This is a genomic window from Pseudomonas sp. PGPR N4 (assembly GCF_059693665.1).
Genome location: NZ_JCAUKV010000001.1, coordinates 297,566 through 322,346, shown reverse-complemented (window position 1 = coordinate 322,346; position 24,781 = coordinate 297,566). Strand labels below are relative to the sequence as shown.

Below are 24,781 nucleotides of genomic sequence, written 5' to 3'. Positions count from 1 at the left end.
GGCAACCTTGTGCTCCCTGCAAACGGATCGACCTAGCAATGGCTAAATGGCTGGAAGGCGGCGGATTGATGGCCGAACGCATCCGCGCCCACGATTGGGCGGAAACTGCGCTCGGGCCTATGGAAAGCTGGCCCGACGTGCTCAAGACCACCCTGTCGCTGTGCCTTAACTCACGCTTCGCTCAGGCCGTGCTATGGGGCGAGCAGATGCTCACTCTGCACAACGATGCCTTCAGCGATATCTTGGGCGGCAAGCCACTGGCCTTGGGCATTCCTTTCAGCGAAGTCTGGCAGGAGGCGTGGAGCGACATCGGAGTACTTGTCGAGCGAGCCCTTGCCGGCGAAGCGGTGTTCATCGATAACTTTCCATTGCTGATTGATCGCCAGCGCGGTACCGAACGCGCTTACTTCACGTTCTGCTACAGCCCGATCCGCGACCACAATGGCGAATTGGTCGGCATGCTCGATACGGTCACTGAGACCACCGCGACAGTGATCGCCAATCAGCGCCTGAATTTTCTCGACGGTCTGAGCCGTACCCTGGCCGACGCCACCGAGCCTGACCTGATCATGGCCACCACCACCCGTCTACTGGTCGGACATCTCGGCCTGTCCAGCTGTGCCTATGCCGTCATGGACGCAGATCAGGACGGTTTCACCATTTGCGGCGATGCCGTCGCGACCGGCTCACCACGGTTGGTGGGCCACTATCGGCTGGCCGATTTCGGCAGCCTGGCGGTCAGCCAGCTGCGCGCCGGTCGGGCGCTGGTGATCGACGACAACCTCAGCCAACTGCTGCCACATGAGGCCGCGACGTTCCAGGCCATTGGCATCACTGCGACCATCTGCATGCCGCTGATCAAGGACGGTCGGCTGACCGCACTGATGGCCATCCATGACCGCCAACCGCGCCACTGGACGGCTTACGAGCAGGGGCTCATCAGCGAAGTCACCGAGCGCTGCTGGGCGCATATCCAGCGGGTCCAGGCCGTTGCCGAGGTGCGCGCCAGCGCCGCCGCCCTCGAAGCACTCAATGCCAGCCTGGAACAGCGTGTCGAAGAGCGCACCGAGCAATTGCTGCAAACCGAAGCAGTCCTGCGCCAGTCGCAAAAGCTCGAAGCGATCGGCCAGCTGACCGGAGGCGTGGCGCACGATTTCAATAATCTACTGACCATCATTCGCTCGTCGCTGCACTTCCTGCAACGTCCCGACCTGGAAGACAGCCGCCGCCAGCGCTATCTGCAAACCATGATCGAGACGGTTGAGCGTGGCTCGAAACTGACCGGCCAGCTGCTCGCCTTTGCCCGGCGCCAAGCGCTCAGCCCACAGATATTCGAGGTTGGCCAACGCCTGCAAGCCATGGCCGACATGCTCGATACCGCCACTGGTGCGCGGGTCAAGGTGGTACTGGAACTGCCGCAGACGCCGTGTTTTGTCCATGCGGACCCAGGCCAGCTGGAAACCGCAGTGCTTAACCTGATGATCAATGGCCGCGACGCGTTGAATGGAGTAGGCAGGCTGGTACTGCAACTGGTTGCCAACCAGCGCATGCCCGCGCAACCGGGTGATCATCTGCAGGCGGGGGCGTTTGCCGCGATTTCGGTGATCGACAATGGCACGGGTATTGCGCCAGAGCTGCTGGAGCGGATTTTTGACCCCTTCTTCACCACCAAGCCGGCCGGTGAAGGCACCGGCCTGGGCTTATCGCAGGTATTTGGCTTCGCCAAGCAGTCAGGCGGCGATGTGCAGGTAATCAGCCAGCCTGGCCAGGGCACCACGTTTACCCTGTACTTGCCTCAGGAGGCTCCGTCAGTGGGCTGTTGAGCGCGAGCAACTGGGCCAGACTCTCAGCCAGTTCGGCCCGGCGAAACGGCTTGCGCAGAACAGCAAAACCATTGAGTTCACGCGGGGTCAGGTTGGCATAACCGGTAATGATCAGCACCGGCAATTGCGGTTGCTGCTGGCGCAGTTGCTGAGCGAACCTGGCGCCGGTCTCATCGACCATGATCTGGTCAGTCACCAGCACATCCATCGCCAGCCCCTCTGCCAGCATTCGCCGCGCCTGCGCGGGGCTGGCGGCTTCGGTTACCCGGTAGCCAAGGTCACGCAATTGCAGGGCCGTTGCGTTGCGCACGATGTCCTCATCGTCAACCAGCAAGACCTGCATTTGCCCTGGTGCCATGATGGCGTCGCCAACTTCGGCAAGCGGCTCACAGACCTGGCCGCGACTGACTGGCAGCCACAATGTCGCCCGAGTGCCCTGCCCCGGCTGCGAATCGATGGCAAAGCCACCGCCTGACTGAGCTGCCAGGCCCTGCACCATGGGCAGGCCAAGGCCGGAGCCTTTGCCGACCTGTTTGGTTGAATAGAACGGCTCAAAGCAACGCTCCAGCACTTCTTCACTCATGCCGCAGCCGCTGTCACGCACCTGCAGCCAGACCTGGCGGCCGTGCACGCTTTCCGGCCAATCCGGGTCATCTTCACCAACCCCGGCGGCCAGATACACACGCCCGCCATTGGCCATGGCGTCGCGTGCGTTGACCACCAGGTTGAGCAAAGCAAGCTCAAGCTGATGGGGATCGACCAGCACATTGGGCAGCTGTGGATCGATCTGCACCACGACCTCAATGGTCGGCCCCAGCGAGCGCGCCATCAACTCGTGCATGTCATTGACCAGTGTTGCCAGGCACACGGCTTGCGGCTTAAGTGTCTGCCGGCGAGCAAAGCTGAGCAGGCGCCCGACCAGAATTCGCGCACGTTCAGCGGCCTGCAGCGCACCATCGATCAAGCGCACTGAACGCTGAGCATCCTCTGGCCGTCGACGGATCAGCTCCAGGGAGGCAATGATCGGGGTGAGCATGTTGTTGAAATCGTGGGCGATACCGCCGGTGAGCTGGCCAATCATCTCCATCTTGCCAGTTTCATGCAGCTGCCGATTGGCTTCCTCGCGTTCGGCCAGCATTGCCGACACACGCTCTTCGAGGGACTCATTAAGCGCCAGCAGCTCGGCAAAAGTTGCCTCAAGGTGCGCACTGCTGGCGCGCAACGCCCGCTCGGAGCGGGCGTGGGTGATTGCCTGCCAGACCCGCTTGGCGGTGTCTTCAAGCAGCAGGCACTGGTCCTCGTCGACAAAATGCGGCGCGGCAAACTCGACGCCGAGGATGGCATCAATGCTGCTGCCGCGCAGTACCGGCACATACACGCTGGCGGCATCTGCACCCTGCACGGCGAACCCGCGACCGAGCTGTTCGGTCAGTCGCACTGGACTCTCGCCGCAGGTCAGATCACCAACCCTGGAAATCGCACCATTTACCCAATCGCGGGCGATGCGCATCTGCTGATCATCTCCTTGCGATTCGGCTAGAAAAACCCGCACGGCGCCCAGTTGCTGGCCTACGCGTTCGATGGCATAGGCTTCTATCTGTTCCGGCTCGGTCAATTCCGGAAGCGCCTGACCCAGTTCGAGGAGAAAGCTCTGCCGCCGTTCGAACTGCACCTTTTGCGTGGTTTCAGAGACGACGCACAATACACCGCCAACGCTGCCGTCGATTTCGCGAACGGCAGAGTAGGACACGTCGAAATAAGCCGTCTCGCCGTGGGCGCTACGCTCCAGGTAAAACGGTCGGTCCTTGGCTGAAAAAGTTTGCCCAGTGTTGCGCACGCCGCTCAGCAGCGGTTCTAGGTCATCCCACAGCTCGGTCCAGTTTTCCTGTGCAGGTCGCCCTAGCGCGCGCGGGTGCTTGTTGCCAATTGTGGTCGAGTAAGCATCGTTATACAGCGCCACGTATTCAGGACCCCAGAACAGCACGATCTGCGCTTGAGCCGGCAAAATGGTTGCCATCAGCGTCTTCAGACTGAGAGACCACTGTTGCGGCGCACCCAGCGGAGAGCCTGACCAGTCCATGGTCTGGATCTGGCTGCCAATGCTGCCACCCCCCAGCAGAAAAGGCAGTTTTGCCTGGTCTGGATGATTATTCTGACCTGACTTCATCGTGTGCTGACCGTGAATTGCCCAATAGTGTTGTCCTCTATCTGCTGAATAGGAAATCAAACCGGCGCAGACGTTCCGTGGCATTTTGTACCAGGTCGGACAAACGGCCGTCAGTAGCCATCACCAGGCTGGTGCAGGGCGTCACAGCGCGCCCCATTGCCTTGCACAGACTCTCCACGCATGGCCCTTTACTCGCGTGCCTGCGGGCATTTGCCAGGCCGGCACGAAGCTTGCTCGCCAAGACCTTTCAGGCCGAGTTCAGCCTTAGGTTTTTTAACGTTCATGAGTACATATTTACTAATTTCTCGTTCGCCAACCAGCCGCCATCATCCCTCCAACAAGAACACGTCGCCCATTGCCGGCGCGTACCCGGGGATCTCCCGACGCCCCTCCTTGCCTTGGAGTCAGTCATGACCAGTGCAGCCAATTCGGCCCCTCTGATAGAAAAACATACAATCGGCTACGTACCGCCGCAGGATCGCCACGGAAAGGTCAGGGATCTGTTCACCCTCTGGTTCGGTGGCAATATCGCGCCGCTGCCGATCGTCACCGGCGCGCTCGGCGTGCAGCTGTTTCACCTGAACCTGGTGTGGGGCATCGTCGCCATTCTGGTTGGCCACTTGCTCGGCGGCGTGCTGATGGCGCTGCACTCGGCGCAGGGGCCACAGATGGGCATCCCGCAGATGATTCAGAGCCGCGCCCAGTTCGGCTCGCTCGGCGCCCTGCTGGTGGTGGTGATTGCCGGGGTCATGTACATCGGCTTCTTCGCATCCAATATCGTTCTTGCCGGCAAGTCACTGCACGGTGTCGCGGAGTCGATTCCGGTATCGGTCGGCATCGTGGTCGGGGCGCTGGGATCGGGCATCATCGGCATCATCGGTTACCGCTTCATCCATGTGCTCAACCGTATCGGCACCTGGGTATTGGGCATCGGTATTGTGTTCGGCTTTGGCTATATCTTCAGCCATGTGCAAAGCGACGACTTCCTCACCCGCGGCGGCTTCAACCTGGCTGGCTGGCTGGCCACGGTCTCGCTCGCCGCGCTGTGGCAGATCGCCTTTGCGCCGTATGTGTCCGACTATTCGCGCTACCTGCCCGCCGACGTCAAAGTCTCCTCGACGTTCTGGACCACCTACCTCGGTTCGGCGCTCGGCTCCAGCCTGTCGTTCGTGTTCGGCGCCGTGGCCGTGCTGGCGATCCCGGCCGGGATGGACACCATGGACGCGGTGAAGATGGCCACCGGCGCCATCGGCCCGCTGATGCTGGTGCTGTTCCTGCTCAGTGTGATCAGCCATAACGCGCTCAACTTGTACGGCGCGGTGCTGTCGATCATCACCCTGATCCAGACCTTCGCCTGGCGCTGGATCCCCACCGCCAAGAGCCGTGCGGTGCTGTCGCTGATCGTGCTTGCGGCGTGTTGCGTGGTGGCAGTGTTTGCTTCAGCAGACTTTATCGGCCACTTCGTCGACATGGTGCTGGTGCTGTTGGTGGTACTGGTGCCGTGGACCGCGATCAACCTGATCGACTTCTATGTGATCCACAAGGGCGACTACGACATCGAGTCGATCTTCAAGGTCGATGGCGGGATCTACGGCCGCTACAACCCGCAGGCGCTGCTGGCCTATGCCGTAGGCATCATCGTGCAGATCCCGTTCATGAACACCCCGCTGTACGTCGGCCCGGTGTCCGAGCACATCAACGGCGCCGACCTGTCGTGGCTGGTGGGGCTGCTGATCACCTCGCCGCTGTACTGGTGGCTGGCCAGCCGCGATAGCGCTTACCGTCGGCGCCAGACCGGCGCCAAACTGGCCGCAACTGCCTGAGCCAAGGCCATCACCGGCTGGCCTCGCGCCGGCCCGGTTTGGCTACAGCCGCTCGCGCAGAAACTCGACAAAGGCCTGCACCGGCCGAGCGATTTGGCGGTGCTGCGGATACACCGCCGACAGCTGTAGCGGCGGCGGTGTCCAGGCCTCGAGCAGCTTGACCAGACGCCCATCGGCCAGCGCCTGCTCGACGATGAAGGCCGGCAAGTAGGTCACCCCCATCCCGGCAATCGCCGCATCTCTCAATAGCTCGCCATTGTTGGCCCGCATGCGCCCACTGACGGCGATCGCCTGCAGTGTCTTGCCCTGCCCCTTGAACTGCCACTGCACCTGGCGTGAATGACCATAGGGCAGGCAATCATGCTCGCGCAGCGCTTCGGGTTCGAGCGGTGTGCCGCGCGCGGCTAGGTAGCCCGGGCTGGCACAATACACCCGCTCGATACTTGCAATACGCCGCGCAACCAGGCTTGAGTCCTCTAACGTGCCAATCCGCAGCGCCAGATCGTAGCCCTCACCGATCAGGTCCACAGCGCGGTCGCTCAGGTCGATCTCGACGATCAACTGCGCATGCAGTTGCAGAAACTCGGTGAGCAAACTGCCCAGATGGCTGATGGCAAACGACAGCGGCGCGCTCAAGCGCAGGGTCCCGCGCAGAGCCTGGGTCTGGCCGCTGATGTCCTGCTCGGCCTGCTGCATCTCGCCGAGCAGGCGCACGGCAGAATCGAAGTACTGCTGGCCCAGTGGGGTGGCGTCGAGGCGCCGGGTCGAACGGTTGAGCAAGCGCACGCCGAGGCGTTCTTCAAGCTGCATCAGGCGCCGGCTGACCGACTGCTTGGACATGCCCAGCAGGTCGGCTGCCGCGGTGAAACTACCGGCCTGCATCACCTGGGTGAAAATGCGCATGTCTTCGTATGGGTTCATCGGGTTGCTCTTGGTGACGGTCGAGCGCTTTATAGCGGCTTTTGTCTGCCTGGGCATCTATTGGTTTATTGGTTGATCGAAAAGCCTCGAGATCATTGAACTGAATCAGTCGGTTGATGATAGATCCAGATAAAGCCCACCTCGCTGTATTGGCGCAGGATTGTCAGCCTGAACCTGACAGTTAATCTCTGAGAAGCTAGTTTTTCATGATACTGAGTGACAGTAAGATTCATCCATCAACAGCCCAAAGCCTTCCCGGCGCAGGCTCACAGGAGAATCACCATGCTCACACTTCGCAAAGCACAAGACCGCGGCCTGGGCTTTCATGGCTGGCTGAAATCGTTTCACACCTTCTCCTTCGGCAGCTATCGCGACCCTGAAGAGCAAGGTTTCTCCGACCTGCTGGTGATCAACGACGACCGTGTCTCGCCCGGCCAGGGCTTCGGTCAGCATCCGCACCGGGACATGGAGATTTTTTCCTACGTGCTGGAAGGCGCGCTGGAACATAAGGACACGCTCGGCACCGGCTCGGTGATCCGCCCCGGTGACGTGCAGCTGATGAGTGCCGGCCACGGTGTAGCCCATAGCGAGTTCAACCACAGCCATGACGAGTCGGTGCATTTTCTGCAGATCTGGATCGTGCCGCAGGTCAAAGGCGCCGAGCCGCGCTATCAGCAGCAGCACTTCAGCGCTGCTGACAAACGTGGCCGCTTGCGCCTGATCATCTCACCGAATGGTGCACAGGGCTCGCTGCAGGTGCGCCAGGATGCCAAGGTCTATGCCGGGCTGTTCAACGGTGATGAGCGTGCCACCTTGAAGCTGCCGGACAACCGTCATGCCTATGTGCATGTTGCCCGCGGCAGCATCGAGCTGAACGGCCAGCTGCTCAGCGAAGGTGACGGCGTGCGGCTACGCCAGGAGCAGGTGCTGAGCCTGGCCAACGGCCACGACGCCGAAGTGCTGGTATTCGACCTGCGCCCGAACGAGCTGCCTGGGATGGCATGAGCAGAGGGGCCATCAGTGCTGGCCCCTCACCTGCTTCACGCAGTGCTCAACCCTCGACCCCCTCAACAATGATTACCTCAGCCTTGGCCACCCCTTGTCGGTGGCTACAGGCGTCTTGATATTCCGCCGAGCGATAGCAGGCCAGTGCCTGCTCATAAGAATCGAACTCGATGACCACACTGCGCTGCGGTGTCGACCTGCCTTCCAACGCTTCACTGCGCCCGCCCCGGGCGAGGAACTTGCCGCCGTACGCCTTGAACGCTGCCGGCGCGCGCTGGGTGTACTGTTGGTACTGCTCGAGGTCGCTGATATCGACGTGGGCGATCCAGTAAGCCTTCATCGGCTGCTCTCCAGTTTTTCAGATTGTTGTGTATGATGGTATACCACAATAATCGACAAACTACAGCGAGCGTGCAGCATGGCTTTCAACAGCATCGAAGAACTTCTCGAGGATTATCGGCAAGGCAAGATGGTCCTGCTGGTGGACGACGAAGACCGTGAAAACGAAGGCGATCTGCTGATCGCGGCTGAACGCTGCGACGCCCAGGCGATCAACTTCATGGCGCGCCAGGCACGCGGGCTGATTTGCCTGACGCTTACCGACGAGCACTGCCAGCGGCTGGGCTTGGAGCAGATGGTGCCGAGCAACGGCAGCGTGTTCAGCACCGCTTTCACCGTTTCCATCGAAGCCGCCAGCGGCGTCACCACCGGTATCTCCGCCGCTGATCGCGCGCGCACGGTAGCGGCTGCGATGGCGGCCGATGCTCGCCCCGAGGACCTGGTCCAGCCGGGGCATATCTTCCCCCTGCGCGCCCGCGAAGGCGGCGTGCTGACCAGGGCCGGGCATACCGAAGCCGGCTGCGACCTGGCACGCCTGGCCGGGTTCAGCCCGGCCTCGGTCATCGTCGAAGTGCTCAATGACGACGGCACCATGGCCCGCCGCCCCGACCTGGAAGTGTTCGCCGCCGAGCATGGCATCAAGATCGGCACCATCGCCGACCTCATCCACTATCGCCTGAGCACCGAGCAGACCATCAAGCGCATCGGTGAGCGCGAACTGCCCACCGTGCACGGCACCTTCCGTCTGGTGACCTATGAAGACCGGATCGAAGGTGGCGTGCACATGGCCATGGTCATGGGCGATATCCGCCGCGAACAGCCCACCCTGGTACGTGTGCACGTAATCGACCCGCTGCGCGACCTGGTCGGCGCCGAGTACGCCGGTCCCGCCAACTGGACCTTGTGGGCCGCCCTGCAACGGGTCGCTGAAGAAGGCTCCGGGGTAGTGGTTGTGCTGGCCAATCACGAGTCTTCGCAAGCGCTGCTGGAGCGTGTGCCACACCTGACCCAGCCCGTGCGGCCCTATCAGCGAGGCCAGTCCAAGGTCTATTCGGAGGTCGGCACCGGCGCGCAGATTCTGCAGGACCTGGGCGTCGGCAAACTGCGCCATCTGGGGCCGCCGCTCAAGTACGCGGGTTTGGCTGGGTATGAGCTTGAAGTGGTGCAAAGCATCCCGTTCGAGCCCGCTGTGCTTTGAGCAATCGCTGACCGCCGGTACACGCATGCCTCTTGCGAAAAGCTTGGAATACCATAATATGATATCCCGTAGACCTTAAAATCCTGGCCGGCTCCTACACTCAAAACCGGCCGCACCACATCGTTGAAATTGCTGCTCCCGAACATATTGGCGGGTGACAGAACCCGCCTCGAATAACAAAAGTAACGAGGGCGTAACCATGCTGTTGAGCAAACGTGTAAGCGCAGTGCTGTCCGCCAGCCTGCTGACCCTGGCCTGTCAGGCCACCCAGGCCGCCGACAGCCTCAACTTCGTCAGCTGGGGCGGTACGACCCAGGACGCGCAGAAGCAGGCGTGGGCCGAGCCGTTCTCCAAAGAGAGCAACATCAAGGTGGTGCAGGACGGCCCGACCGACTACGGCAAGCTCAAGGCCATGGTCGAGAGTGGCAACGTGCAGTGGGATGTGGTGGACGTCGAAGCCGACTTTGCCCTTCGCGCCGCAGCAGAAGGCCTGCTCGAGCCGCTGGATTTCAACACCGTCAAACGCGACCGGATCGACCCGCGGTTCGTCTCCGACCACGGCGTCGGCTCGTTCTTCTTCTCGTTTGTGCTCGGTTACAACGAAGGCAAGCTTGGTAGCAACAAGCCGGCCGAGTGGTCGGCGCTGTTCGACACCAAAACCTTCCCCGGCAAGCGCGCCCTGTACAAGTGGCCAAGCCCCGGCGTGCTGGAACTGGCCCTGCTGGCCGATGGTGTAGCCGCCGACAAACTGTACCCGCTGGACCTGGACCGCGCCTTCAAGAAACTCGACACCATCAAGAAAGACATCGTCTGGTGGGGCGGCGGCGCCCAGTCGCAGCAACTGCTGGCGTCTGGTGAAGTGTCGCTGGGGCAGTTCTGGAACGGCCGCGTGTATGCCTTGCAACAAGACGGCGCACCAGTCGGTGTGAGCTGGAAGCAGAACCTGGTCATGGCTGATTTTCTGGTCATTCCCAAAGGCGCCAAGAACAAGGACGCGGCGATGAAGTTCCTGGCCAACGCCAGCAGCGCCAAGGGCCAGGCCGAGTTCGCCAATCTCACCGCCTACGCCCCGGTCAACCTCGACAGCGTCAGCCAGCTCAAACCTGAACTGGCGCCGAACCTGCCCACCGCCTACGCCCAGGATCAGGTCACGCTGGACTTCGCCTACTGGGCGAAAAACGGCCAGGCCATCGCTGCGCGCTGGAATGAGTGGTTGGTCAAATGAAAGTCGCCATCAACGCCCTGCACAACGCGCAAGGTGCCCCCAGCGGCACCGGCGCCCCCGGCACGGCCACCCGCCGCAGCGGGATGGGTCAACGCTGGCGCGGTAGCCGTAACCTGCTGCCCGCGCTGGTGTTCCTAGGCCTGTTCTTCTTTGCGCCACTGATCGGCCTGCTCCTGCGCGGCGTGCTCGAACCGGTGCCGGGGCTGGGCAACTACGAGCAGCTGTTCGCCAACTCGGCCTATGCACGGGTGCTGTTCAACACCTTCTCGGTGGCCGGCCTGGTGACCTTGATCAGCGTGCTGCTGGGCTTTCCGCTGGCCTGGGCGATCACCTTGGTACCGAAGGGCTGGGGCCGTTGGCTGCTGAACATCGTGCTGCTGTCGATGTGGACCAGCCTGCTGGCACGGACTTACTCGTGGCTGGTGCTGCTGCAGGCCTCCGGAGTAATCAACAAGGCGTTGATGGCGATGGGCATCATCGATGCGCCGCTGGAAATGGTGCACAACCTGACCGGCGTGGTGATCGGCATGAGCTACATCATGATCCCGTTCATCGTGCTGCCGTTGCAGGCAACCATGCACGCCATCGACCCGATGGTGCTGCAGGCAGGCTCCATCTGTGGCGCCAGCCCGTGGACCAATTTCTGGAAGGTGTTCCTGCCGCTGTGCCGCTCAGGGTTGTTCTCCGGGGCCTTGATGGTGTTCGTCATGTCGCTCGGTTACTACGTCACCCCGGCCCTGCTCGGTGGTGCGCAGAACATGATGCTGCCCGAGTTCATCGTCCAGCAGGTGCAGTCGTTCCTCAATTGGGGCCTGGCCAGCGCTGCCGCCGCACTGTTGGTGTTGATCACCCTGGTGCTTTTCTACCTGTACCTGAAGCTGCAGCCGGAATCCCCGGTCGGCAATGCGAGGTAAGCCGCGATGCTCCTGACTCCAAATGCAATGGGCCGCCCGCTGCGGTTTGGCCTGTATGCCACCACCGGTGTGATTGCCGCGTTTCTGCTGCTGCCGATCCTGTTCATCGTGCTGCTGTCATTCGGCTCCTCGCAATGGCTGGTATTTCCACCGCCAGGCTGGACCCTGAAGTGGTACGGCCAGTTCTTCTCCAACCCGGAGTGGATGGACGCCGCTCTGGCCAGCCTCAAGGTTGCCGTGCTCACCACCGTGTGCGCAGTAGCACTGGGCTTACCGACCGCCTTCGCCCTGGTGCGCGGGCGCTTCCCCGGGCGGGAAATGCTCTACGGCCTGTTTACCCTGCCGATGATCGTGCCGCTGGTGATCATCGCCGTGGCGGTCTACGCGCTGTTTCTCAAGCTTGGCTACACCGGGACGCTGTTCGCCTTTGTCGTCAGCCATGTGATCGTCGCCCTGCCCTTCACCATCATCTCGATCATCAACTCGCTGAAGCTGTTCGACCAGTCGATCGAAGACGCTGCGGTGATCTGCGGCGCCTCGCGCTTGCAGGCGATCTTCAAGGTGACCTTCCCGGCAATTCGCCCGGGGATGATCGCCGGCGGCCTGTTCGCGTTTCTGGTGTCGTGGGACGAGGTGGTGCTCAGTGTGATGATGGCCAGCCCCAACCTGCAGACCCTGCCGGTGAAAATGTGGACCACCCTGCGCCAGGACCTGACCCCGGTGATCGCCGTCGCTTCGACGTTGCTGATCGGCCTGTCGCTCCTGGTCATGCTCATCGCCGCCGCCCTGCGCCGGCGCAATCCAGTCAGCGCCTGAGTGCCCGGAGACAATAACAATGAGTGCAGTGATGAAAGACAACGCGCCGAACAAGACCCTTGTCAGCCTGCGTAATCTGAACAAGCATTACGGCGATTTCGCCGCCGTCGACAACATCAACCTGGATATTCAGAACGGCGAATTCCTGACCTTCCTCGGCTCCAGCGGTTCGGGCAAGTCGACCACCTTGTCGATGCTGGCCGGGTTCGAGACACCGAGCAGCGGCGAGATCCTGGTCGACGAGCAATCGCTGGTCAATGTGCCGCCGCACAAGCGCGACATTGGCATGGTGTTCCAGCGCTACTCGCTGTTCCCGCACCTGTCGGTGCGCGATAACATTGCCTTCCCGCTGGCGATCCGCAAGCTCAGCGCCAGCGAGATCAGCAAGCGCGTCGACGCCATGCTCAAGCTGGTGCAGCTCGAGCAGTTCGCCCACCGCCGCCCGGCGCAGCTCTCCGGCGGCCAGCAGCAGCGCGTGGCGATTGCTCGCGCGCTGGTCTACGAGCCCCGCATCCTGCTGATGGACGAGCCGCTCGGCGCACTGGACAAAAAGCTGCGCGAAGACCTGCAGGACGAACTGCGCCAGCTGCACCGTCGCCTCGGTATCACCATCGTCTACGTGACCCACGATCAGGAAGAAGCCATGCGCCTGTCACAGCGCATCGCCATCTTCAGCCACGGCAAGATCGTCGGCCTGGGCAGTGGTTATGACCTCTACCAGAACCCGCCGAATGCCTTTGTGGCGTCGTTCCTGGGCAACTCGAACTTCTTCCGGATCAAGGCCAGCAGCAACGGCGCCGGCAGTTTCGAAGGGCAGCCATTGGCGATTCGCCTGACCCCAGGACTGGTCGCCGGGCAGGACGCGCTGATCATGGTGCGGCCGGAAAAAGCCCTGGCCCTGAGCGCCGAACAGGCAGCGCGGGAGCCCTTGCCGGCAGGCTGGAACGAAGTCAGTGCCAAGGTCAGCGAAGTGTTGTTCCTCGGTGAAAGCCAGACCTGCCATGTGGTCAGCGCAGGCGGCACCGAGATGACGGTCAAGGCCTTGTCGGCAGCCGGTATGCCGATGCAGCCGGGCGACACGGTCAAGGTGCGCTGGGCGGTGGCCGATGCCTGCATCTACACCGAGTGGGCCGAGAGCGACCTGAGCAAGGCCGCCGGCGCGCACTGATCGACCAATGAACGGGGCTGGTGTGCGGCCCCGTTCAATCAGTTGGCTAAACGCCGGAACACCAGACCCGAGAGCACACACAGCAGCGCCGACAGCAGCATCACTGCAGCGATATCTTCGACAGACGTCTCGACCCGGCCATCAGCCGCGGCCAGGATCCCCAGCATCACCCCAGCCAGACTTACCGACATGGCCATGGTCAACTGCACCGACATCGCCGACAGCGAGCTGGCCGCCGCCGAGCGTTCGCCTGGCACATCCTGATAGCTCGCTGCACCCAGGGTGGAAAACTGCAACGAGCGCACCAGGCCTGCGGCAAACAGCACCACCGCCATCAACCACACTGCCGTATCGCGGTCGAACGCTGCGCACAAGGCGATGCCCACGCCGCTGAGCAGTGCGTTGCAGCTGAGTACCCGGCGGTAGCCGTAACGGCGTACCAGCGGCACTGCCAGCAACTTCATCAACAACGCGCCGACGCCGCCGCTGACCATCAACCACCCCGCCGCCAGTGGGCTCATGCCCAGGCTGTTTTGCAGCAACAGCACCAGCAGAAACGGCTGTGCCGCCGAGCCCAGCCGGAACAGCCCCCCGCCCGCCTGGGCAACACCAAAGCTGCGCAGGCGCAACAGGCTCAAGTCGACCAGTGGGCTGGCATGGCGGCGGGCATGCAGCCAATAGCCGAGGGCAAACAGCCCGCCGGCGGCGATCAGCGCGAGGGCCCATGGCCGCGGCAGCTGGCCAAGGCCTAGCGACTCCAGGCCAGCCACCAGCAGCGCCAACGCGCCGCCGCTGAGCAGCAGGCCGCGATAGTCCAGTGGCGGTACACTGCGCGCCGGGAAGTCCGGCACATGTTTGAGAATCAACCAGCAGCCAAGCAGGCAGATCGGCAGGTTGACCAGAAAGATCCAGTGCCACGACAGCACCGTCACCAACAAACCGCCCAGCAGCGGCCCCAGCAACGGCCCGACCAAGGCCGGCAACGCCAGCCACGACATCGACTGCAGCAACTGATCGCGGCTCGACCAGCGCAGGATGATCACCTGCCCCACCGGCGTCATCAGCGCTGCGGCAGCACCTTGCAGCATGCGCCCGAGGCACAGTTGCCAGAGCGTGTCAGCCAGCGCACAGGTAAGCGAGGCGCCGGTAAACAAGCCCATCGCCAGCAGCATTACCTGCCGTGGGCGAAAACGCTCGGCCGCCCAGCCGCTGATCGGCACGCACAGCGCCAGGGCCAGCATGTACAGCGAGACCACCAGGTTCATACGCAGCCCCGGCTCGCCAAAATCGGCGGCCATGCTCGGCAGCGCGGTCATCACCGCCGTGCTGTCGAGCAGTTCCATGAACAGCGCAGCGCCGATGATCACCGGCACCTTGGGGCTTTGCAGATGGCCGACCAAAGCCGCCGGCTGAGCCGTCAAAACAGCCCCGAGACGGGTGGCCGGGTGCCCTTGAGCTGCCAGGCGCCGACTACCGCCGCCTTCCAGTGGCGCGGGTTGTGGTTGGCCACCGTGCGCGCATTGCGCCAGTGCCGGTCGAGGTTGTGCTGACGGCCAGTGGTCGAGGCACCGCCGACATCGAACAGGGTTTCGCCGGCTTTCAGCGCCAATTCGGCTGCCAGGTACTGCGCTTGGGCGACTTCCAGTGCAGCCTGCTCGACGGCACTTTCATCCAGCTGCGCGGCCCAGGCGCGATCGATACTGGCGGCGGCCTTGAGCACCAGTGCCTCGGCACCGAAAGCCCTGGCGGCAATATCGCCCACCGACAATTGCACGTACGGGTCATCGACCGACTGGCTGGCGCTGCTGTGCTTGATGGGCCGTGCATGCTCACGGGCAAACTGGCCCGCGTCGTTCAGGGCATTGCGGGCGATACCAGCCAGCACGGTGCCGAGAAACAGCTGCAGGAACGGCGTGACGATGGTGCGTTTGCCCTCCTCCACGGTGCGCGTGCGGATGTCGCTGGCCTCGACCCGCACGTTGTGCAGGTGGGTGGTGCCGCTGGCGGTCAGGCGCTGGCCCATGGCATCGAAGTCGTCGACCAGCTCCAGTCCTTCGCGGTCACGCGGCAGGATGAACGACACCGGCTGCTCGTCCTCGTCCAACGCCACCGCGCTGACGTAGTCGGCAAACAGCGCCCCGGTGCTATAGAACTTGCTGCCGTTGGCGCGGAAGTGATCGCCCTCGCGCACCAAACGCGCGGCAATGGCGCCATTGGCACCGCCCAGCTCCCAGCCGGCATTGCCGATCACCGCACCTTGCAGGTACACGGCAAACCAGCGCACGCGCTCCTGTTCGGCACCCTCGGCGCTGGCCGCAAGCAGGCCTTCGACAAAGGCGAAGCCCGGGCGCAGCGCCTGGGCGACGTTGGAGTCGGCGGCAGCCACCTGCAGTAGCAACTCGATCACATCACTGACGCTGCCACCAGGGCCGCCGTACTGCTGCGGGATACGCACGGTGTACAGGCCGGCTGCGGCCAGCTCGGCGATGGCCGCATAGGGTAGCCGGCGTTCGCGCTCACGCTCGGCAGCGCCGGCGGCAATCGCCGGCAGCAAGGCGCTGACACGGGCCTTCAGCGCGGCGACGGTATTGGCTGGGGCTTGGGCAGGCAAACGTTGAAAGGTAGTCATGGGGCAGTCCTTAGATGGCAATTTTCCACAGTCTTGCTTCGTCGAACAGGTCGAAGGCCTCATGCTCGAGGTCGAGCGGCGGTACGACCAATTCAGTGCCCGCGCCGGGCAGGCGCGGTACTGAGCCAAGCAGACGCTGGGTGTATTTATGGGCCGGCTGCCGGAACAGCTGCTCGACCGGTGCATGCTCGACGACCTGGCCGTGACGCATCACCAGCACGTCGTCGCTGACATGGCGGATCACCCCCAGGTCGTGGGAGATAAACAGGTAGGCCAGGCCCAGTTCGTCCTGCAGATCAGCGAGCAGATCCAGCACCTGCGCCTGTACCGAGACGTCCAGCGCCGACACCGGCTCGTCGCAGATGATCAGCTTCGGCTCGCTTGCGATGGCGCGGGCGATCGCCACGCGCTGACGCTGGCCGCCCGACAGCTGCAAAGGACGGCGCTGGGCCAGGTCCGCGGCAAGGCGCACCTGATTGAGCAGCACGGCAATCCGCGCCGGCCGTGCTGGCGCCTCGACGCCGGCGACCTGCAAGGCATCATCCAAAATCTGCGCAACCGTCCAGCGCGGGTCGAACGAACCGAGCGGGTCTTGATAGATCACGCTGATTTCGCGGCGCAGCGGCCGCCGGCTGGCCTCGGCGATGGCATCGTCGGGCAGGTTCCAGGGTTTGCCGCGATAGAGCACCTGGCCCTGGTCTGGCGTCAGCAGGCCCAGCGCCAGGCGCGCCACGGTGGTTTTGCCCGAGCCGGACTCACCAACGATGCCTAGCGTGCGGCCGGCGTGCAGGGTGAAGCTGACACCCTGCACCACTTGCCGCGCCAGCCCGTCCGGGCCGGTGTAGCGCTTGCCCAGGTCACGGCCTTCGAGCAGGACCTCGCCCAGGCCACGGTTGACCAGCCTGGGCGTGCTGGCCACGTGTTGCGGCGACAGCCGGGTGCCCCGCGGATGCTCGGCTGGCACCGCCGCCAGCAACGCCTTGGTGTAGGCATGTCGAGGCTCGCGCAGCACCTGCTGCATCGGCCCCTGCTCGACCACTTCGCCATGGCGCAGCACCAGCACCTCGTCAGCCAACTGGGCAACCACGGCCAGATCGTGACTGATGATCAGCAGCGACGCACCGCGCGCCTTGATCTGCTGAAACACCTGCAGAATCTGCGCCTGCACCGTGGCATCCAGCGCGGTGGTTGGCTCGTCGGCGATCACCAGCGCCGGCTGCATGGCCAGCGCGCTGGCGATCAGGGCGCGCTGACGCAAGCCTCCCGACAGCTGTCCGGGGCGCTGGCGGGCGCGTAGTGCAGGGTCCGGCACGCCGACCAGCTCAAGCAGTTCATGCACCCGCGCCGCACGCTGCTGGCGGTCGCCGTAGCCATGGGTCTGCAACACTTCAAGGATCTCTTTGCCGACCGGTCGCAACGGGTCGAGCGAGACCAGCGCATCCTGCAAGACAAAGCCGATGTCTTTGCCGCGCACCTGCCGCCACTGACGCTCGCTAAGATCAAGCAGGTCGTGGTCGGCAAAGCGCAATTGACGCGCCGACACCTCGGCGCCCGTGCCAGTCAGGCCGACCAGGCTCCGGGCGCTGACGCTCTTGCCCGAGCCGGACTCGCCGACCAAGGCCACGCAACGCCCGGGCGCCAGGGTAAAGCTCAGGTCGCGGACCACACTCTGGCCGGCGAACGACACCGTCAGGCCGTCGACGATCAAGGTCTTGTCACTCATGCTTGGCGGCCCTCCAGGCGTTGTTGAATGAAGCGCCCCGTGACCGTCGTGGCCAGGGTGGTAAGAACGATGAACAGCCCAGGGAAGAACGTCAGCCACCAGGCGCTGGCGATGAAGTCGCGGCCCATCGACAGCATGGTCCCCCACTCCGGTGCCGGCGGCCGGGCGCCTAGGCCTAGAAAACTCAGCGCCGAGGCCCAGACAATGGCCTGGCCGACGCCCATGGTCATGGTCACCACCAGTGGGCGCATGGCGTTGGGCAGCAGTTGGCGCAGCACAATCCGCGAGGTGGGATGGCCGAGCGCGCGCGCCGCTTCGATGTAGCCGGCATTGCGCACCGCCAGCACCTGGCCGCGCACCATGCGCGCGTAACCGGGCGCCCCTCCCAGGCCGGTGGCAACGATCAGCGTGCCGACGCCGCTGCCGAACACCGCCACGAACAGCAACGCCAGGATCAAGCTGGGGAAGGCAAACAGCACCTCCAGCAGCCAGCCGACAGCGCGGTCGACCCGCGCACCACCGAGGCCGCCAAACAGGCCCAGGCTGATTGCGATGGTCATCGACAACGCCGTGGCGGCGACGCCGATCAGCAGGCTCTGGCGGGCGCCGTGAATGATCCGCGCAAAGATGTCGCGTCCGGATTGATCAGTGCCCAGCCAGTGCGCCCAGCTCGGCGCCTGGAACGCATCGCGCGGCACGATTGCCAGTGGGTCGACGTGGGTAAATAGCTGGGGAAACAGCGCAGCCAGCAGTAACGCGGCCAGAAACAGCAGGGCCAGGCTTGCGCCGACTGGCGGCAGGTTGATCCGGCGCTGACGGCGCAGCGGCGCCTGCACACGCTCAAGTATCAGGTCGCTCATGGCGTGGCCTCCTGTTGGCGGGGGTCGATCCACTGGTAGAGCAGGTCCACCAGAATGTTGGCCAGCACATAGCCCGCGGCAACTACCAGGCTGATGCCGATCACCAGCGGCATGTCCTGGGCCTGCACCGCCTGATACAGCTGGCGGCCGATGCCCTTGCGGGAAAAGATCACTTCGCACACCACCGCGCCGCTGATAAGCGCGCCAATGGCCCAACCCGACAGTGAAACCCCGGGCAACAAGGCGTGGCGCAAGGCATGCCGGAAGCGCACGGCCAGGTCACTCAAGCCACGGCTGCGGGCGGTGAGAATGAACGGTTGTTCCAGGGTCAGCTCGAGCGACTCGCGGGTCACCTGGGCAATGAAACCCGCCAGCGGAATGGCCAGAGAAAATGCCGGCAATACCAAACTGGCCAGGCTGTCGCTGCCCGCCGGCGGGAACCAGCGCAGGCCAAAGGCAAATACCGCCAGCAGCACCACGCCAAGCCAGAAGTGCGGCAAGGCGGCGCTGAGGGTTTCCGCCAGCGAGGCCAGCCCGCCGATCAGACGACCGCGCCCGGCGGTGATCACCGTCAGCATCAACACCAGCACCCAGGCCAACAACAACGCGGCGATGGTCAGCTCAAGCGTCGCACCGCCCTGCTCGGCCAGCACCCGCGTCACCGGCAGGTGCTGCGAGTAGGACAGGCCAAGGTCGCCTTGCAGCAGGCGGCCCAGGTACAGCAGGTATTGCACGGCCAGCGGTTTATCCAGACCGAACTCGATGCGCGTGGCTTCGATGGTTTCCGGACTGGGGTTGCCGCTGGGACCACCGAGAATCGCCAGCACCGGATCGCCCGGCATCAGACGCAAGGCAAAAAACGTAAGCGTCGCCACGGCCCACAGCACCAGCAAACCGCCACCGAGGCGGATTACGGCGCGGCGGCCGAGTGCGGCCAGGCGCTCGCGGCGCGGGTCGGCTATTGCCAGTTCAGTTGCACTGCTCATTTGATCACCCAGGCGTCATACAGGTAAGTGACCGCCAACGACGGCTCCAGGCGCACGCCTCGGGCGGTCTTGTAGATGCCCAGGCGGGTGCTTTGCGGATAGGTGGTGAGCTGCAGGTATTGCCCGGCGGCTTGCGCCTGGGCCTGCTGATACAGCGCGCGGCGCTGCTCCGGCTGCTGCGTGGCCAGGGCCTGATCAAGCAGGCTGTCGAAGCCGGGATCGGCGTAGCCTGAGGAATTCTGGTGGTAGCCACCGACCCCGGCCGGCTGGACGAAGGCCGAGCTGAAGATGATCCGCAGCACGTCCGGGGTGTTGGTGTTCCAGTAACCAATGCGGATGTCGTAGTCCCAGGCGGCCTGCCGGGCCGTGACCTGCACATCGCTCATCTGCTCCAGCACCAGCTCTATCCCGGCCTCGCGGGTGGTGGCCTGGACCTGCTCCCACAAGGTCAGCTCCGACGGCGGTGTGCGTGCTCCGATCAACACCGTTGCGCGCAGGCGCTTGCCGTCTTTGCTGCGGTAGCCCTCGGCATCGCGGCTGGTCCAGCCAGCGTCATCGAGCAGTTTGCCGGCGCGGGCCGGCTGGTAGTCCTGGCTGTGCTCGAAATCGGCACTGTAAAACGGCGTGGCCATGCTCAGCGGGCCGCCGGCGCGGGGGAATTCACCGAAATAAACGCTCTTCAGCGCGCCCTCGATATCGGCGCTGCGCACAAAGGCTTCGCGCACGCGGATGTCATCGAACGGGGCGCGACGCAGGTTGAAAGTGCCGTTGGTGGGGTTACCCGGGCGTTGGGCGACGATCAGCTCGACATCCGGGTTGCGCCGTGCGGCCTCGTGGGATTCGGGCGGCAGGGTTTCGATCACATCGACTTCGCCTGCCTGCAGCGAGGCAAAGCGTACCGACGGCTCCTGGATGAACTTCCACACGATCCGTTCCAGGTAAGCCGGGCCTTGGTGCTGGGCGGTTGGCGGCGCCCAGTTGTAGTCCGGGTTGCGCACCAGCTCGACCTGGTTCTGCCGGTCCCAGCGGGCCACCTTGAACGGCCCGCTGCCGACCGGGCTTTCGCAGTTGACGTCACGGCTGCGCTTGAGCGCGGTAGGCGACTGAATACCGAGAAAGCCCTGCGCCAGCACTTCGAGAAACGCTGCATAGGGCGTTGCCAGGTGGACCACAGCGGTGTACTCGTCGATCACATCGGTGCCACGATACTGGCGGATATAGCCACCGGCGGTACTCGACTGGGTCTTGGGGTTGGCCATGTGATCGAGGTTGGCCTTGACCGACTCGGCATTGAACGGCGTGCCATCGGTAAAGCGCACATCGCGGCGTAGCTGGAAGGTGTAGCTGAGGCCATCCGCGGCGACCTGCCAGTGCGTGGCCAGCCACGGGCCGATGCGCCCTTGGCTGTCCATCGACACCAGCGAGTCGAGGTATTGCTGAGCAACGAATACCTGCGGCATGTCCCCGGCGACGTGCGGGTCAAGGCAGGTTGGTTCGCGGTCGGTGGCGTACACCAGTGTGCCGCCGTGGACCGGCTGATCGCCATGGGCGTTGACCTGCTCGGTGCGTTCGCAGCCGACCAGCATCAATGCTGCACTGAGCAAGGTCAGGGGGAGGATGGAGTTATTCAAGGATGCTCCTGCACGGGCCCAAGGGGTGTGCAAGGCCTATTGCAGGACTTGTGCCTGGTTTCAACTCCCTGATTTTGCTGGGTTTGACCTTATTGGCAGTGAATGGCGACGGGCAAACTGTTGCACTGCTGTTGGCCTGCGGACAGTAACGGCCAGCGCTCTGCTGAGAATGCAAATAATTCCCAGCAAGTACCGCACTTTTTTCAGCAAGAAAGGTCTACTCCCTCTTTTGCCGATAATGTTCGACAATCGGCCGTTCAATTGCACCGCACGACGCAGGGCCAAAAGCCAGATGCTTGTGTAGGATGAGCAGCGCCGAGTCTCGCGCTGCCAGATAGGGAGATACACATGCGCGTCCTGTCATCCGTTGCCTGTCTTACCGTGCTGACGCTGGGCCTGGGTGTGTCTTGTGGCGCCCAGGCGTTCACCAGCGAGGAAGGGCAACTGATCGCGTCGATCAACGCCTACCGCAGCCAGCCGCAGAGCTGCGCCGGCGAAGGTTCGCTGGAGCTGCCGCCGTTGAGCAGCGATACCCGCCTGGCGCTGTCGCCGGAAGGCACCCGCGACCTGCAGCAGGCAATGTCCCGCGCGGCTTACCCGATGGTCAACGTGCAGGCGATCAGCCTGTCCGGGCCGCGCGATGCGCCGGCGGCGATGAAGGCCATCGCCGAAAGCTTCTGCCAGGTGGTGCTCGACCCGCAGTTCGTCGATATAGGCGTCAGCCAGGAAGGCCGCGACTGGCGCATCGTGCTGGCTCGGCCGCTGCTCAGTGGTCGCCTCGGTGACTGGCAGGCCGAAGGCCAGAAGCTGCTGCAGGAGATCAATGCAGCGCGCCAGCTGCCCCGCCAATGCGGTGGCCAGCCGTTCGCCGCCGCCGCGCCGCTCAGCTGGAACGCCACCTTGGCCGGCGTTGCTGCCGACCATACCCGGGCGATGGCCAATCAGAACTTCTTCGATCACATCGACCGTGATGGCCGCACTCCGGGTGACCGCGCCGAACTGGCCGGCTACTCCTATCGGCTGGTCGGCGAAAACATCGCGGCCGGGCTGGACACTCCGCGCAAGGTCATCGATGGCTGGCTGGCCAGCCCAGGCCATTGCGCAACCCTGATGAACCCGGATTTCAGCGAACTGGGCGCGGCCTACGCCGTGGACCCCAAGAGCGATGCCGGGATCTACTGGACCGGCTTGTTTGGTGCGCCGCAATGATCGCCTGAGCTGAGTCCGCTCGCTCTGCAGTCATTGAATCGGCGCCTTCAACCGCGCCGGCTACGCAGCACGAATATGCCCAGCGCCAGCAGTGGCAATGTGGCGCCCACCAGCGCTACGCCATGCCAGCCGAGCTGCTCATACAGTGGGCTGGCCAGTGCCGAGCCCGCTGCGCCGCCGACGAAGATGCTGGTCATGTACAGCGCATTCAATCGGCCGCGGCTGGCAGGGTCCAGCGCATACACTTCGCGCTGACCAATCACCATGTTCATCTGTACGGCGAAATCCAGCAGTACTCCGCTCAGCGCCAGGCCGATCACGGTGAACCCTGGGGCGCTCAGGCCCAGCAACAGCGCCAGCGGCGCCAGAACCAGCGCCAGCAGAGACCCGCGGCGGGCATACCCGGCATCGGCCAGCCGCCCGGCCAATGGCGCAGCGATCGCGCCGACTGCTCCGACCAGGGCAAACAACGCGATCTGGCTCTGCGACAGGCCATGCTCCCCGCTCAATGCCATCGGCACCGCCGTCCAGTACAGGCTGAACGCGGCGAACATCAACGCCTGATACAGCGAGCGCTGACGCAGTACCGGGTAGCGGCGCAACAGCCCTGCCAAAGAGGCCATCAGTTGCGCATAGCTGGCTTTGTGCTCAGGCACCCGCCGCGGCAAGGTCAGCGCCAGCAACAGGATGATCGCCAGCATGATCCCGGCGGCGCCGACAAAAACTGTGCGCCAGCCGAAGTGGTCAGCAACCACGCTCGCCAGTGGCCGTGCCAGCAGTATCCCCAGCAACAGGCCACCCATGATATTGCCGACCACGCGCCCACGCTGTTGCTCAGGGGCAAGGTGCGCTGCCAGAGGAATGAGCATCTGCACCGACACCGAGCTGAAGCCGATCAACAAGGCATAGCCAAGAAACAAGCCACCCTGGCCATTGCTGCTGGTGCCCGCCAGGACGAGGCTGATGCAAGCCAGCACTGCGGTAGCAACCATCAGCCGGCGGTTTTCCACCAGGTCTGCCAGAGGCACCAGTAACAGCAGACCGAGCGCGTAGCCGAGCTGGGTCAGCGACACGATCAGGCTGGCGTGCTCGGCTGACAGGCCAAGGTCTGGCGCAATCAGGCCGACAATCGGCTGGGCGTAGTAGATATTGGCGACGATCGCGCCACAGCAAAACGCCAACAGGGTTACCAGGGCCCGACTCAGGCCTGCGGTGGAGGGCTGGCTGGCAGCGATGGATGGGCTCATGTGCAGGTGCCTCGGTGGATGATCAGGGAAGATGCTGTGCACGTTACCCAGCGGTGCATTTCAAGAGAATCCAGCGGCTGCGCAAGGGGTCTTTGCGCGTAGCGCAACGCCCTGCCCTCACTCGCCCAGCAGTGCCTCGCAAAAGCCGACAAACGCCTGTACCCGGCGTGAGCCGCGGTGGTTGGGCAGGTACAGGGCATTGATCGCGTTGCTGGCGGAGCCGGGGCTGATCTGCCAATCAGGCAACAGCCGCAGCAAACGCCCGGCGGCGACGTCTTCGCGCACCAGCCAGTCGGCCAGCAAGGCAATGCCGGCGCCACTCAGTGCAGCTTCGCGCAGCACATCGGCGTTACTGCTGCGCAGCGGCCCGCTGATATCCAGCTCCAGCGTCTGCTCGTCACGTGACAGGCGCCACGGCCGTGCGGACTGCCCATAGCGAAAACGCAGGCAGGCGTGTTCATTGAGTCCTCGTGGATGCTCCAGCGGCGCGTGCCCGGCGAGGTACGCGGGGCTTGCCACCAGCCAGCGCTGAAAGCGTCCGAGCGGACGGCAGATCAGTTCGTCGCTGGGCGCGGCCTCGCCCAGGCGAATACTCACATCGTAGCGGCCCTCGAGCAGGTCATCGAAGCGATCACTCAGGTCGATGTCCAGCTCAAGCCCCGGATGCGCGGCGAGAAAGCGCCCCAGATGCGGCGCTATCACCCGCCGGCCGAACTCGACGGGCAGGCACAAACGCAGCACCCCGACGGGCTCCTCGCCACGGTCGCCGACATTGGCATCGGCCTCGGCCAATGCCTCGAGCACCTCGCGGCAGCGCTGGTAGTAACTGGCGCCCGCCTCGGTCAGGCTGACTTGCCGGGTGGAGCGGTTGAGCAAGGCGGCGCCCAGTTCAGCCTCCAGGGCATCGACCAGGCGCGTCACTGAAGAGGTGGCGACCCCAAGGTTACGCGCTGCAGCCGAAAAGCCGCGCGCGTCGACGGTTGCCATGAAGGCCTTGATTGCCAGCAGCTTGTCCATCGCAGTTGATGTCCGCCAAATCGGCCAACCTTGCTCCAAATGGAGCCTGGGTGCAATCACGGCCAGCCTTACCTGACCAG

At 63.9% G+C, this 24,781-nt stretch carries 20 protein-coding genes; 9 read left to right on the top strand and 11 right to left on the bottom strand.

Annotated elements, in window-relative coordinates; all coding sequences use genetic code 11:
- Positions 1-38 precede the first annotated feature (38 nt).
- Complete coding sequence (locus AC58X1_RS01325) at positions 39-1,823, top strand: ATP-binding protein (protein WP_497428154.1); 1,785 nt, start codon at positions 39-41, stop codon at positions 1,821-1,823.
- Here AC58X1_RS01325 and AC58X1_RS01320 read toward each other — a convergent pair.
- On the bottom strand, positions 1,780-3,990 hold the full coding sequence (locus AC58X1_RS01320) for an ATP-binding protein (protein WP_497428153.1): 2,211 nt from the start codon (positions 3,988-3,990) through the stop codon (positions 1,780-1,782). The genes AC58X1_RS01325 and AC58X1_RS01320 overlap by 44 nt on opposite strands.
- Before the next feature lie 410 nt (positions 3,991-4,400).
- Between AC58X1_RS01320 and AC58X1_RS01315 the strand changes: the two genes are divergently transcribed.
- On the top strand, positions 4,401-5,813 hold the full coding sequence (locus AC58X1_RS01315; protein WP_497428152.1) for a purine-cytosine permease family protein: 1,413 nt from the start codon (positions 4,401-4,403) through the stop codon (positions 5,811-5,813).
- 42 nt (positions 5,814-5,855) lie between these two features.
- On the opposite strand, the gene AC58X1_RS01310 is transcribed toward AC58X1_RS01315, so the two are convergent.
- Complete coding sequence (locus tag AC58X1_RS01310; RefSeq protein ID WP_181087727.1) at positions 5,856-6,734, bottom strand: LysR family transcriptional regulator; 879 nt, start codon at positions 6,732-6,734, stop codon at positions 5,856-5,858.
- 282 nt (positions 6,735-7,016) lie between these two features.
- Between AC58X1_RS01310 and AC58X1_RS01305 the strand changes: the two genes are divergently transcribed.
- Positions 7,017-7,739: a pirin family protein gene (locus tag AC58X1_RS01305; protein ID WP_150571872.1), complete on the top strand. Its 723-nt coding sequence runs from the start codon at positions 7,017-7,019 to the stop codon at positions 7,737-7,739.
- A gap of 46 nt (positions 7,740-7,785) precedes the next feature.
- Here the strand turns inward: AC58X1_RS01305 and AC58X1_RS01300 are convergent, their stop codons facing one another.
- On the bottom strand, positions 7,786-8,079 hold the full coding sequence (locus AC58X1_RS01300; RefSeq protein WP_150571871.1) for a DUF1330 domain-containing protein: 294 nt from the start codon (positions 8,077-8,079) through the stop codon (positions 7,786-7,788).
- A 78-nt stretch (positions 8,080-8,157) separates the two neighbouring features.
- On the opposite strand from AC58X1_RS01300, the gene ribBA reads away from it, so the two are divergent.
- From ribBA to AC58X1_RS01275, 5 genes are all read left to right on the top strand, one after another.
- A complete protein-coding gene (gene ribBA, locus AC58X1_RS01295) occupies positions 8,158-9,276 on the top strand; it encodes a bifunctional 3,4-dihydroxy-2-butanone-4-phosphate synthase/GTP cyclohydrolase II (RefSeq protein ID WP_150569476.1) in 1,119 nt (372 codons plus the stop codon).
- Between the two features lie 199 nt (positions 9,277-9,475).
- Positions 9,476-10,501 (top strand): ABC transporter substrate-binding protein, encoded by a 1,026-nt coding sequence (locus AC58X1_RS01290; RefSeq protein WP_101318773.1) that lies wholly within the window; start codon positions 9,476-9,478, stop codon positions 10,499-10,501.
- Positions 10,498-11,415, top strand: a complete 918-nt coding sequence (locus tag AC58X1_RS01285; RefSeq protein WP_101318771.1) for an ABC transporter permease — start codon at positions 10,498-10,500, stop codon at positions 11,413-11,415. Before AC58X1_RS01290 ends, AC58X1_RS01285 begins: the two co-directional genes overlap by 4 nt.
- A 6-nt stretch (positions 11,416-11,421) precedes the next feature.
- Positions 11,422-12,231: an ABC transporter permease gene (locus AC58X1_RS01280; protein WP_103437076.1), complete on the top strand. Its 810-nt coding sequence runs from the start codon at positions 11,422-11,424 to the stop codon at positions 12,229-12,231.
- Positions 12,232-12,250: 19 nt separating this feature from the next.
- The gene (locus tag AC58X1_RS01275; protein ID WP_101318767.1) at positions 12,251-13,399 is read left to right on the top strand and encodes an ABC transporter ATP-binding protein; all 1,149 of its coding nucleotides are present in this window, start codon (positions 12,251-12,253) and stop codon (positions 13,397-13,399) included.
- Positions 13,400-13,437: 38 nt separating this feature from the next.
- Here AC58X1_RS01275 and AC58X1_RS01270 read toward each other — a convergent pair whose 3' ends face one another.
- From AC58X1_RS01270 to AC58X1_RS01245, 6 genes are read right to left on the bottom strand one after another with little or no spacing between them, the layout of a single operon-like run.
- Positions 13,438-14,820, bottom strand: coding sequence for an MFS transporter (locus AC58X1_RS01270; RefSeq protein ID WP_101318765.1), 1,383 nt, complete (start codon positions 14,818-14,820; stop codon positions 13,438-13,440).
- Positions 14,817-16,028 (bottom strand): acyl-CoA dehydrogenase family protein, encoded by a 1,212-nt coding sequence (locus AC58X1_RS01265; protein ID WP_101318763.1) that lies wholly within the window; start codon positions 16,026-16,028, stop codon positions 14,817-14,819. Before AC58X1_RS01265 ends, AC58X1_RS01270 begins: the two co-directional genes overlap by 4 nt.
- Before the next feature lie 10 nt (positions 16,029-16,038).
- Positions 16,039-17,751, bottom strand: a complete 1,713-nt coding sequence (locus AC58X1_RS01260; RefSeq protein ID WP_497428151.1) for a dipeptide ABC transporter ATP-binding protein — start codon at positions 17,749-17,751, stop codon at positions 16,039-16,041.
- Positions 17,748-18,611 (bottom strand): ABC transporter permease, encoded by an 864-nt coding sequence (locus AC58X1_RS01255; RefSeq protein WP_497428150.1) that lies wholly within the window; start codon positions 18,609-18,611, stop codon positions 17,748-17,750. The genes AC58X1_RS01260 and AC58X1_RS01255 overlap by 4 nt, the downstream gene beginning before the upstream one ends.
- Positions 18,608-19,597 (bottom strand): ABC transporter permease, encoded by a 990-nt coding sequence (locus AC58X1_RS01250; RefSeq protein WP_497428149.1) that lies wholly within the window; start codon positions 19,595-19,597, stop codon positions 18,608-18,610. Before AC58X1_RS01250 ends, AC58X1_RS01255 begins: the two co-directional genes overlap by 4 nt.
- Positions 19,594-21,183, bottom strand: coding sequence for an ABC transporter substrate-binding protein (locus AC58X1_RS01245; protein WP_497428754.1), 1,590 nt, complete (start codon positions 21,181-21,183; stop codon positions 19,594-19,596). Before AC58X1_RS01245 ends, AC58X1_RS01250 begins: the two co-directional genes overlap by 4 nt.
- A 393-nt stretch (positions 21,184-21,576) precedes the next feature.
- Between AC58X1_RS01245 and AC58X1_RS01240 the strand changes: the two genes are divergently transcribed.
- Positions 21,577-22,437, top strand: a complete 861-nt coding sequence (locus tag AC58X1_RS01240) for a CAP domain-containing protein (protein WP_101318755.1) — start codon at positions 21,577-21,579, stop codon at positions 22,435-22,437.
- A 47-nt stretch (positions 22,438-22,484) separates the two neighbouring features.
- On the opposite strand, the gene AC58X1_RS01235 is transcribed toward AC58X1_RS01240, so the two are convergent.
- Both AC58X1_RS01235 and AC58X1_RS01230 read right to left on the bottom strand, forming a co-directional pair.
- Positions 22,485-23,684 carry an MFS transporter gene (locus AC58X1_RS01235; RefSeq protein WP_101318753.1) on the bottom strand — a complete coding sequence of 400 codons (1,200 nt, stop codon included), beginning with the start codon at positions 23,682-23,684 and terminating at the stop codon, positions 22,485-22,487.
- 117 nt (positions 23,685-23,801) lie between these two features.
- Positions 23,802-24,701: a LysR family transcriptional regulator gene (locus tag AC58X1_RS01230; RefSeq protein WP_497428148.1), complete on the bottom strand. Its 900-nt coding sequence runs from the start codon at positions 24,699-24,701 to the stop codon at positions 23,802-23,804.
- Positions 24,702-24,781: the final 80 nt, after the last annotated feature.

Coding starts and splice junctions, on each gene's coding strand:
- AC58X1_RS01280 (WP_103437076.1), top strand. CDS start 11,422: ATGCTCCTGACTCCAAATGCAATGGGCCGCCCGCTGCGGTTTGGCCTG.
- AC58X1_RS01290 (WP_101318773.1), top strand. CDS start 9,476: ATGCTGTTGAGCAAACGTGTAAGCGCAGTGCTGTCCGCCAGCCTGCTG.
- AC58X1_RS01250 (WP_497428149.1), bottom strand. CDS start 19,597: ATGAGCAGTGCAACTGAACTGGCAATAGCCGACCCGCGCCGCGAGCGC.
- AC58X1_RS01245 (WP_497428754.1), bottom strand. CDS start 21,183: ATGCTGGTCGGCTGCGAACGCACCGAGCAGGTCAACGCCCATGGCGAT.
- AC58X1_RS01240 (WP_101318755.1), top strand. CDS start 21,577: ATGCGCGTCCTGTCATCCGTTGCCTGTCTTACCGTGCTGACGCTGGGC.
- AC58X1_RS01315 (WP_497428152.1), top strand. CDS start 4,401: ATGACCAGTGCAGCCAATTCGGCCCCTCTGATAGAAAAACATACAATC.
- AC58X1_RS01260 (WP_497428151.1), bottom strand. CDS start 17,751: ATGAGTGACAAGACCTTGATCGTCGACGGCCTGACGGTGTCGTTCGCC.
- AC58X1_RS01275 (WP_101318767.1), top strand. CDS start 12,251: ATGAGTGCAGTGATGAAAGACAACGCGCCGAACAAGACCCTTGTCAGC.
- AC58X1_RS01265 (WP_101318763.1), bottom strand. CDS start 16,028: ATGACTACCTTTCAACGTTTGCCTGCCCAAGCCCCAGCCAATACCGTC.
- AC58X1_RS01255 (WP_497428150.1), bottom strand. CDS start 18,611: ATGAGCGACCTGATACTTGAGCGTGTGCAGGCGCCGCTGCGCCGTCAG.
- AC58X1_RS01320 (WP_497428153.1), bottom strand. CDS start 3,990: ATGAAGTCAGGTCAGAATAATCATCCAGACCAGGCAAAACTGCCTTTT.
- AC58X1_RS01230 (WP_497428148.1), bottom strand. CDS start 24,701: ATGGACAAGCTGCTGGCAATCAAGGCCTTCATGGCAACCGTCGACGCG.
- AC58X1_RS01300 (WP_150571871.1), bottom strand. CDS start 8,079: ATGAAGGCTTACTGGATCGCCCACGTCGATATCAGCGACCTCGAGCAG.
- AC58X1_RS01325 (WP_497428154.1), top strand. CDS start 39: ATGGCTAAATGGCTGGAAGGCGGCGGATTGATGGCCGAACGCATCCGC.
- ribBA (WP_150569476.1), top strand. CDS start 8,158: ATGGCTTTCAACAGCATCGAAGAACTTCTCGAGGATTATCGGCAAGGC.
- AC58X1_RS01305 (WP_150571872.1), top strand. CDS start 7,017: ATGCTCACACTTCGCAAAGCACAAGACCGCGGCCTGGGCTTTCATGGC.
- AC58X1_RS01310 (WP_181087727.1), bottom strand. CDS start 6,734: ATGAACCCATACGAAGACATGCGCATTTTCACCCAGGTGATGCAGGCC.
- AC58X1_RS01235 (WP_101318753.1), bottom strand. CDS start 23,684: ATGAGCCCATCCATCGCTGCCAGCCAGCCCTCCACCGCAGGCCTGAGT.
- AC58X1_RS01285 (WP_101318771.1), top strand. CDS start 10,498: ATGAAAGTCGCCATCAACGCCCTGCACAACGCGCAAGGTGCCCCCAGC.